This is a genomic window from Cerasicoccus maritimus, assembly GCA_031296935.1.
Lineage (GTDB): Bacteria > Verrucomicrobiota > Verrucomicrobiia > Opitutales > Cerasicoccaceae > Cerasicoccus > Cerasicoccus maritimus.
Genome location: JAVDPD010000005.1, coordinates 125873 through 135587, shown reverse-complemented (window position 1 = coordinate 135587; position 9715 = coordinate 125873). Strand labels below are relative to the sequence as shown.

The window sequence follows — 9715 nt, the reverse complement described above, 5'->3', positions numbered from 1 at the left end:
ATGACAAAATACCTAGTCTGAAGCCTGATCTACTAACGAAGGGAGGCACTGAGCCGGAGGGATAAAAACTCCGCTGATGGTCGCCCTATTCTACAAATCAGGACATATGAATACAGGGTTAGGCAACAACGTGGCGTCCGAAGACGCCGTAAGCTCAGGTTCCTCCTCGCCGTGGCGGGGTTTCACGCCAGGTGACTGGACGGACAGCATCGACGTCCGTGACTTCATCCAAAAGAACCACGCTCCTTATCTCGAAGGAGACGATTTTCTCTGCGGTCCGACCGATCGCACCCTCAAGCTCTGGGATGAGCTGAAGGACCTGCTCGCCCAAGAACGCGCCGCTGGCGGCGTGCTCGACGCTGACGACAAAGTCGTGGGCAAGGTGGACTCGCATGGCGCTGGCTACATCGACCAGTCGCTCGAACAGATCGTCGGTCTGCAGACGGACAAGCCGCTCAAGCGCGCGCTCCTGCCCTACGGCGGCCTCCGCGTCGCCGCCAAGGCTCTGCAAGCGCACCATCGGGAAATGGCCCCCGAAACGGCCGACATTTTCCTCAAGCATCGCAAGACGCATAACGACGGCGTGTTCGACGCCTACACCGATGACATCCGCGCCGCCCGTAGCGCTGGCATCGTCACCGGCCTGCCGGACGGCTATGGCCGCGGCCGCATCATCGGCGACTACCGCCGCGTTGCGCTTTACGGCGTGGACCGCCTGATCGCCGAGAAGAACAAGATCCTCGACGAAATGCAGAACGAGGAGTTCACCGAAGAGTGGGTCCGCGAGCGTGAAGAAATCGTCGACCAAACCCGCGCGCTGGAAGCCCTCAAGACGATGGCCGCCGCCTACGGTTGCGACATTGCCAAGCCCGCGCAAAACGGCCGTGAAGCCGTCCAGTGGACTTACTTCGGCTACCTCGGCGCAGTCAAGGAACAGAACGGCGCGGCGATGTCCTTTGGCCGCACCTCCACTTTCTTCGACATCTACTTCGAGCGCGACCTCGAAGAAGGCAAGATCAACGAAGCCGGCATCCAGGAAATCATCGACCACCTGGTCATGAAGATGCGCATCGTGCGCTTCATCCGCACCGCTGACTACGACGAGTTGTTCTCCGGCGACCCGACCTGGGTCACCGAAAGCATCGGCGGCGTTGGCGAAGATGGCCGCCCGCTCGTCAGCAAGTGCAGCTTCCGCATGCTCCACACCCTGCGTAACCTCGGCCCCTCGCCGGAGCCGAACCTGACCGTCCTCTGGGCCGACAAGCTGCCACAGCCGTTCAAGGATTTCTGCGCGAAGATCTCCATCGAAACCAGCTCGATCCAATACGAGAACGACGACCTCATGCGCCCATACTGGGGTGACGACTACGGCATCGCCTGCTGCGTCTCCGCTATGCGCATTGGCAAGCAAATGCAGTTCTTCGGCGCCCGCGCCAACCTCGCCAAGGCCATGCTATACGCGATCAATGGCGGCGTGGACGAAAAGAGCGGCAAGCAGGTTGCCCCGGCATTCGACGCCTTCAAGGGCGAGTACCTCGAATACGACGAGCTCATGGCCCGCTTCGACAAGATGATGGACTGGCTCGCCAAGACTTACGTCAAGGCGCTGAACATCATCCATTACATGCACGACAAGTATTGCCCCGAGCACCTGATGATGTCGCTGCATGACCGCACAATCTTCCGCACCATGGCTTGCGGCATCGCGGGCCTCTCCGTCGCTGCTGACTCGCTGTCCGCCGTTAAGTATGCCAAGGTCAAAGTCGTCCGCAACGAAGACGGCCTAGCCTGCGATTACCAAGTCGAAGGCGAATACCCGGCTTACGGCAACAACGACGACCGCGCGGACGACATCGCCTGCAAGCTCGTTGAAACCTTCATGGACAAGATTCGCGAGCAGCCGACCTACCGCAACTCGGTGCCGACTCAGTCGATCCTGACCATCACGTCCAACGTCGTTTACGGCAAGAAGACCGGCAACACTCCGGACGGCCGCAAGGCTGGTGAGCCCTTCGCACCGGGCGCCAACCCGATGCACGGCCGCGACCGCAACGGCGCCATCGCCTCGATGTCCTCCGTCGCCAAGCTGCCTTACGATCAGAGTCAGGACGGCATTTCCTACACCTTCTCCATCGTTCCCAAGGCATTGGGCAAGGACGACGGCGAGCGCGTAAACAACCTCGTTGACCTGCTGGATGGCTACTTCACCAACAAGGGCCACCACATCAACGTGAACGTGTTCGACCGCGAAACCCTCCAGGACGCCATGGACCACCCGGAGAAGTATCCGCAACTGACCGTGCGCGTGTCGGGCTACGCCGTGAACTTCATCAAGCTCACGCGAGAGCAACAGATCGACCTCATCAACCGGACCTTCCACGGAGCATTCTAACCGCAGGCGACTGTGTCCCGAAAGGAGGCAGACATGTATGCGAACTGCAGTTTCACCAATGCGGCCGCGACCGAGCTAACCATGCCCGGCGCGGTCCCGGGACCTCACACCGAGGGCGTCGTCGAGACTATCGAGACTTGCGGCGCCGTCGATGGCCCGGGCCTACGGTATGTGGTCTTTACGCGTGGCTGCCCGCTGCGCTGCCAGTATTGCCACAACCCGGAAACCCAGGGCAAACCAAAGGGTGACATCACCACGGCGGAGAAGGTCTTGGCCGACGTTAAGCGCTACAAGGCGTTTATCAAGCGGGGCGGTTTGACGATCAGTGGCGGCGAGCCGCTGATGCAGCCGGCGTTCGTGCACGCGATCTTCAAGGGAGCCAAAGAGGCCGGGATCCACACGGCGCTCGACACCTCGGGCTTCCTGGGCGCGCGCGCATCCGATGAACTCTTGAAGCACGTGGACCTCGTCCTGCTCGACATAAAGAGCGGGCTTTCATCCACGTATAAAGACGTCACCGGCGTGCAGCTTTCGCCGACTTTAGACTTTGCCCAGCGGCTCGATGCCCTGGGTAAATCTATGTGGATCCGCTTTGTGCTCGTGCCCGGCCTGACCGACAGCGCGCGCAACATCGAGGCGGTAGCCAAGTTTGTTGCCAAACTCAAACTGGTGGACCGGGTGGAGATCCTGCCCTTCCACAAAATGGGCGAGCACAAATACGAACACGCCGGCCTGACCTACAACCTGTCCAACACACCGACTCCCACCCGGGAGCAGGTCGAAACCGCCCGGGCCATCTTCGCCCGGCATGGGGTTGAGGCACGCTAAGGTAAACAGGCTCACCAACAGTTTCCTCACTGGAGGGCGATGCTCCGCCATCGCCGCCGCCAATTGATCAAATTGGGTAGGGACGGTTGCCCTCAACCGTCCGGTTTCATCAAATAGGCCACTGATGCGAGGCGGACGGTTGAGGGCAACCGTCCCTACCTTTTCGAGATGGATTATACCGGCGATGACAGAGCATCGCCCTCCAGTTGACGAATCCAAGAAACACAGCTAATTCCACACTTTCTGGAAAAGGCGTTATTCCTGCTGATAAACGTTTAGAAATCAAAATGGATAAGATCAAAAACCGTTGGCTCATTGCCGCATCGACGATGGGGGTGCACGTCTCCATTGGCAGCGTTTACGCCTACAGTGTGTTCAAGAAACCGCTGTTGGAGACCGTTGGCTGGCAGCCGTCGCAGACGGCGTGGTCGTTCAGCATCGCGATCCTCGTGCTTGGGCTATCGGCGTCGTTCCTCGGCGTGAAAGTCGAGAAAATGGGCCCGCGGCTCAGCGGTCAGATCGCGGCGGTGTTTTACGGGATCGGGCTGATCCTGGCCGGCGTCGCCGTGCAGCAGGCGCAGATCTGGATGTTCTATCTGGGCTACGGCGTCATCGCGGGCATCGGCCTCGGCATTGGCTACATTTGCCCCGTCTCAACGCTGGTTAAATGGTTCCCCGACCGACGCGGGCTTGCGACTGGCTTGGCCGTGATGGGCTTTGGCTTCGGCGCGCTCTTTGCCAGCAAGATCTTTGTCCTGCTGATTCACAGCTTCGGCATCCCGGCAACGTTCATCGGCGCCGGCATCACCTACTTCGTCATCATGATGGCTTCTTCGCGCTACCTCGCGCCGCCTCCCGAAGGCTGGGCGCCGGCGGGCATGGACTCTGCATCGCAAAGTAAGAAGAAGAAAGTCGTCCGCGAAGACCCCGTGCAGCTCACCGCGAAAGAAGCCCTGCGCACGCGCCGCTTTTATTTCCTGTGGTCGATGCTGTTCATCAACATCACCTGCGGCATCGCGGTGATCTCGACCGCCTCACCGATGTCCCAACAAATAGCGGGCCTCTCGCCGGAAGCCGCCGCAACGATGGTCGGCCTAATGGGGCTCTTTAACGGACTCGGCCGCATCGGCTGGTCCGCGCTGAGCGATTACCTCGGCCGCGCGGGCGTGTTTGGCATATTCTGCGTGCTGCAGTTCGGCATCTTCTTTGCCCTGCCCCAGATTTCGCAGCCAATCCTTTTCCAAGCCGCGGTGTGCGTGATCATTTCATGCTACGGCGGCGGCTTCGCGCTGATGCCCGCCTTCATCGGCGATGTGTTCGGCGTCAAGCAGCTCTCGGCCATCCTCGGTAACCTGCTCACGGCCTGGGCCGCAGCGGGCGTAGTCGGCCCGATGCTCAGCGCCTTCGTCTATGAAAAGACGCAGAGCTACGCAATCAGCCTCTACATCTTCGGCGGCGCCTTCGTGGTCGCCTTCGCCCTGGCGCTCATCGTCGCCTGGGAATCCAAGCGCCTGCGCCAAACGGCGGAACTGGGCGTGCTCAAGCCAGCCGAGGCGACGGCGTAAGCGGAAACTTCATCGGCGGACTTGTTTAACAAGACGCTACAACTTCAAGCCAACTGTGATAGCTTAAGCATTCCGTCTTCTAAAGATTTCGATATTCGACTTCACATATTCGTGTGTTCTATCAATGAAATCGAGATTGTGCCAAAGGCTTTGACTATCTTCTCCGTGAAAGTATTTCGCATCAAGCCTCTCAAATGCAGCCTGTAGCTCTTCTCTTCTAGCTTCATCTAGAAAGCCATCGTATTGGTTCGAAGCTTCCGGCTCATTCGGGTATCCAAATTCTACGAGAGTGGAACGAACCTCACGTAGTGCCCTGAACGCGAGGGATTCCTTCATCTGTGATAAAGCTGCAAGCGCACGATCAAAGGTATCGAAATGTCCATTAAAATACATCGATGTAAAGCCGCTACCCGTATCCAGTAAAAACTCGCCAACATCGCGAACAACAATTTCCTCTTCATACAGCTCACTCGACGCAACGTCGTAGTATTGTGGCATCTGTCCGCAGAAATCGATGACGAATTGGTAAGCTCCAACTTCGAGCATCTTATCAATGTCATATTGAATAGTCCTTGGTCCGACATGCGAATCGAGATACTCTTTCAACGCAAGATGACCTTCATTATCGGCCCATTCTTGGTAATTATCAATAACAGGCAATCCGTAGGATATCAGTAAAATAAGTATATCTGGGCGCCCCGCGCATTGTGCGGCATATCCAACTTTCTTCTGCCACTCCTTCGTTTCGGGGATTACTGCTCCATTATCGAATAGAAACTCAATAAATTCTTTGTGTCCGTGCCCAATAGCTCGGCAGAGAACACTCGATAGCTGATGTGGCTGCAACCGCCCCGTTTTCGGTTGAACGAAATTAGGGTTAGCGCCTTCAGCAATCAATTCTTTCGCTCTCTCGATGTCACCATCCTTAGCATTCAAGAACAACGCCCAGTCTTTTTGGAACTGATTCATTTCAAAACAGTAGCATTTTAATTCCCACCAAAAAACAAATAATCAAACACAAAATGGTGCATATTCATTATCGCACAATGACTTTGCGAAACGCTTCGTCAAGATTTCGAGGCGACGACACCACATGGCAACGACTTCGCCTTAGCACTGGCGATGTTAAGGTTTAGCACAGGCGCTGTCATTACTTAGCACAGGCTGTGCTATGCCGAAGCACTGCCGGTGTCATTCCTTAGCACTGGCGCGGAGCAAGCTGAAGCCTGCTGTCCCTTTGCCGGATTCTGAATGTGCTGATCAGTTCTTGAATTATCCAACGAGCGAACGGATCATCTACTAGAAAGGAATTCCGCTTGTTCTCAATCGCGCCTCCCCGGAAGAGACAGTGACGATCTTTGACTTGATTTCAGCGATCTAAACCTCTGGGGGTAGCAGTAAAAACGCACGGACTCGGTAGAGTTCATGCGTTTCAGGAAATTGTCGGCTGCTTTGTGCTTAGAACGGCACGTCTTCGTCGAAGTCGTCTTCTTTCGTAGGTGCCGCCTTGGTTTGGCGTGGTGGGGGCGCTGAACGTTCGTAGCCACCTTCTCCTCCGCCGGAATTTTCGCCATCTCGGCCACCGACAAATTTGAAGCTCTCGCAAACCACCATGAGCTTACTGCGCTTTTCGCCCTGAGGCGTTTCCCATTTGTCTTGGCGCAGACGGCCTTCCACCAGGATTGGGCTGCCTTTGCCCAGGTATTTCGAAATGACTTCAGCGCTACGGCCAAAGGAATCAATGTCGACATAAGCCACTTCCTCGCGCTGTTCACCTTCCTTGGTGGTGAATTGACGATTCACCGCAATGGTAAACTTACAAATGGACATGCCGCCCGGCGTGACCCGCATCTCGGGTTCGGCGACGAGGTTGCCCATGAGGATGACTTTATTAAACGAGGCCATAAGCTGAGAATCTGCGGAAGCCTGGCGGGAGTCAAGAATGACCCCGCCAGACTCGCAAAATTTAGCTTAGATGCTTTGGACGAGGATGCGATTGACGGTCTTGTCCAAACGGAACTTCTCCTGCATTTGAGCGGGAATTTCCGGGCCAGCCTCGATCTCGTAGTTCACGTAAACGCCACTTGGCATGCGGCGGTCGGTCACGCGGATGAAATCCTGGGAGCCTTTGTTGTCAACCTTGGTGACGGTGGCGCCAAGGCTGGTAATGGCTTCGCTGATGCTTTCGATGAGCGTCTCGATCGACTCGGTGTAGTTACGGGTGTCGAGGATGAAGTTTGCGCGGTAGCGCTTAGTTGCTGTCTGACTCATTTTTCGGAGTTGGTGGAATTCTGGTGTTAATTCGGTTCATCGCGACTGTGGTCCCCTGCTCGACCAGCATTTTGAGGCCGTTGAGGTAGTCCGGAATGCGCGACTGGATAACGTTATTTTCTTCTGAAGTGAACTTGCCAAGGACCCAATTGGTTAATTGTCCTTTGTGAGGGTTGCCCCCAATGCCGATTCGGTAGCGGACAAAGCCGTTGCCGAGATGCTGGAGCAAGCTGGCGACGCCGTTGTGGCCGCCGTTGCTGCCTTTGACGGACACTTTGCAGCGCCCGAGATCCAGATTGATCTCATCGTAAATGACAACTACCGAATCCACCGGAGCCTTCAGGTAACGCATGGCCGCGCCGACGGCGACGCCACTGTTGTTCATGAAGGTTTCGGGTTTTACCAGTAGGATCGAATCGCCAGCAAAATTGATTTTAGCGGTTTGCGCCTGCAGTTTTTTCTGCATTTTCCACTCGCCGCCGCACTTTTCCGCTAAGCAATCTACGACTTGAAAACCGACATTGTGCCTTGTGCCTCGATACTCCGTCCCGGGGTTTCCCAGTCCGGCGATGACAGTTACGGCCATTTTGGCAAAGAACAGAAAACGGAACCAGCGTGCTGCGCCGATTCCGTTGTGTTTAAAGGTTATTCAGCGGCTGCTGCTTCCTCGGTTGCTTCTTCGGTAGCGGTGCGCTCGGCCTTCGCCGGCTCGCCTACCGAGACGATCACCATGTCCGGCTCACCGTCGTAGGTGACACCTTCGAGCGTGGGCAGGTTTTCGAGGTGGATCGCATCGCCAACATTCAGCGTGGAAATGTCAATTTCAACGTATTCCGGGATGTGACGCGGCATGCAGTGAACCTGCACTTCGTGGATAGCGTGTTCCAGAACGCCGCCGTTCTTCACGCCGATGGACTCACCTTTAAGGTGGACCGGGATGTGGGCGTGAATCAGCTGGCCGGCAACCACTTCGAGGAAGTCGATGTGGCGGAAACGGTCGGTAAGCGGATCGCGCTGCGTTTCGTGGATGAGTGCGTTGATGCTCTCGTTTTCGTCGATCTTGAGGGTGATGACGGCGGTGGAACCCGCAACTTCGCGCAGCAGCATATGGAAATCACGCTCAGCGACCGCGAGATTGCGGTTGCCGCTCGTGCCGTAGATGACTGCAGGGATCTGGCCCTGTGCGCGCAGGCGGCGTGAATTACCACGGCCGATGCCCTCACGTTTTTGTACGGACAGGAGGTATTCGCTCATGTGTATCGGTATTTTAGTTTTTCAGTGTTGTCCGCGACTGAATAGTGCGGAATCGAGTCAAAGAATCAGGTTGGGCGATAATGGCAATCAAAACTTTTCACTTATTCGGGCGCCTTAACGCAGATCAGTAATCACACGCGCCATGTGTATTAAATATACTAAACAAATGTAACAAAAATCGAACTTGACCTTATGTGACACATATGTGACATTCGTAACATGGAATTCACACAAGGACTTAATGTTGTCATTTACGGAATGGGCTGCGTTGTACTGGCAGCTCTCGCAATGGATATGTGGCTTGAGTTTCGCTGGAGTCGTCAGGCACAGAGCATGCACGCGAAAACGCCGCAGGAAAAGTAACGTCGCTCACTCTACTTCACCTTTCAGTTTGACCGTAAACCACGCCTTTGAACGTTAGAGGTTTGTGGAATCAGCTATTCACCTGCTGCGAGTAGCTCAATTGGGACTATGGAGCCTACAAGCCAGTTCATTCACTTGCCTGATGACGGCATGTTGGGCCGGCATGCTTTGCTGAGTAGTTACTAGCTGATGCGAAAATTCTTCGCATCTGACGATTTGGCAGCAGACTTGGGCAGTAAACCACGCTCACGTTTACGCGCCAAAGCTCTTTGCAGGGTCTGTTGGCACTCCGAAGCAGAAATTTCTGCACCGAAAAAACGTGAAAGCCAGTTGTACACGATTTCAGGCTCCATTTCGTGCATTCGGGTTGGCTGCTCACAAACACGGTCAAAAGCGTCCACGACCGCTTGAGCAATCACCCGAACCATCGTCCTCGATACCTCTGAGCTTCGTTCTTCAATCAAAACGTCACTCGCGTCGGTCATCGGAAATTCTTCGAATACATTCTGGTAAATGGAAGCAGCGTTAAGTTCTTCGACCTCAGTGCGTGGAAAAAAATGAGCCATGAGCGTCCACGGATGAATATCTTCTGGCGCATCATTAAGTCCTCGCGAATCAGTACGCAAGATCACCGTAGGAATATCCGCGAACTTGGCTGTCATAAATTCAACAACTGCACCCGCTTCTATTTCGGCCCCGTCAAAATTAAACAGTGCCAGATCGCATTCCAATAAATTGAGAAGCTTTTGGTCTCGCACTTGCCGCAATGATTTGCATCGAGCTGGGAAATTCTGCGGCAGTACGCTGCAATATCTTTGGTCGGACAGTTCCGAAATGGCTTCTGCCAACATAGCATTGCCCATGAGGTCTTTGTGTGTAAAAAGATCCCCAGCAAAGTAGATGTTCAACGTTGGTTCAGTCGAATTCATTAAGAGTGTATACAATCTGCGCGCTTGCCGAAAAGAAACTCTAAACAGTCAAATTCAGCAATTTCATTCAATATCGACCACATCTGTGCATCACTTTAGCAAAAAAATCCACT

General features: G+C 55.1%; 10 protein-coding genes. 4 read left to right on the top strand and 6 right to left on the bottom strand.

The window, feature by feature from the left end; genetic code table 11:
- The first annotated feature begins 106 nt into the window (after positions 1-106).
- The 3 genes from pflB (at position 107) to RBB62_RS04940 (ending at position 4785) form a co-directional block, all read left to right on the top strand.
- On the top strand, positions 107-2392 hold the full coding sequence (pflB, locus tag RBB62_RS04950; RefSeq protein ID WP_343219067.1) for a formate C-acetyltransferase: 2286 nt from the start codon (positions 107-109) through the stop codon (positions 2390-2392).
- Positions 2393-2425: 33 nt separating this feature from the next.
- Complete coding sequence (pflA, locus tag RBB62_RS04945; RefSeq protein WP_309397622.1) at positions 2426-3220, top strand: pyruvate formate-lyase-activating protein; 795 nt, start codon at positions 2426-2428, stop codon at positions 3218-3220.
- A 287-nt stretch (positions 3221-3507) separates the two neighbouring features.
- The gene (locus tag RBB62_RS04940) at positions 3508-4785 is read left to right on the top strand and encodes an L-lactate MFS transporter (protein ID WP_309397621.1); all 1278 of its coding nucleotides are present in this window, start codon (positions 3508-3510) and stop codon (positions 4783-4785) included.
- Positions 4786-4848: 63 nt separating this feature from the next.
- Here RBB62_RS04940 and RBB62_RS04935 read toward each other — a convergent pair whose 3' ends face one another.
- The 5 genes from RBB62_RS04935 to RBB62_RS04915 all read right to left on the bottom strand — a co-directional run bounded on the left by RBB62_RS04935 (position 4849) and on the right by RBB62_RS04915 (position 8310).
- The gene (locus RBB62_RS04935; protein ID WP_309397620.1) at positions 4849-5754 is read right to left on the bottom strand and encodes an ankyrin repeat domain-containing protein; all 906 of its coding nucleotides are present in this window, start codon (positions 5752-5754) and stop codon (positions 4849-4851) included.
- Positions 5755-6243: 489 nt separating this feature from the next.
- Positions 6244-6690: a single-stranded DNA-binding protein gene (locus tag RBB62_RS04930; protein ID WP_309397619.1), complete on the bottom strand. Its 447-nt coding sequence runs from the start codon at positions 6688-6690 to the stop codon at positions 6244-6246.
- Positions 6691-6756: 66 nt separating this feature from the next.
- On the bottom strand, positions 6757-7056 hold the full coding sequence (locus tag RBB62_RS04925) for a 30S ribosomal protein S6 (protein WP_309397618.1): 300 nt from the start codon (positions 7054-7056) through the stop codon (positions 6757-6759).
- Complete coding sequence (gene pth / locus RBB62_RS04920) at positions 7037-7642, bottom strand: aminoacyl-tRNA hydrolase (RefSeq protein WP_309397617.1); 606 nt, start codon at positions 7640-7642, stop codon at positions 7037-7039. The genes RBB62_RS04925 and pth overlap by 20 nt, the downstream gene beginning before the upstream one ends.
- A 59-nt stretch (positions 7643-7701) precedes the next feature.
- Positions 7702-8310, bottom strand: a complete 609-nt coding sequence (locus RBB62_RS04915; protein WP_309397616.1) for a 50S ribosomal protein L25 — start codon at positions 8308-8310, stop codon at positions 7702-7704.
- Between the two features lie 219 nt (positions 8311-8529).
- On the opposite strand from RBB62_RS04915, the gene RBB62_RS04910 reads away from it, so the two are divergent.
- Positions 8530-8673, top strand: a complete 144-nt coding sequence (locus RBB62_RS04910; protein WP_309397615.1) for a hypothetical protein — start codon at positions 8530-8532, stop codon at positions 8671-8673.
- Between the two features lie 182 nt (positions 8674-8855).
- On the opposite strand, the gene RBB62_RS04905 is transcribed toward RBB62_RS04910, so the two are convergent.
- The gene (locus RBB62_RS04905) at positions 8856-9602 is read right to left on the bottom strand and encodes a hypothetical protein (RefSeq protein ID WP_309397614.1); all 747 of its coding nucleotides are present in this window, start codon (positions 9600-9602) and stop codon (positions 8856-8858) included.
- Between the last annotated feature and the right edge of the window lie 113 nt (positions 9603-9715).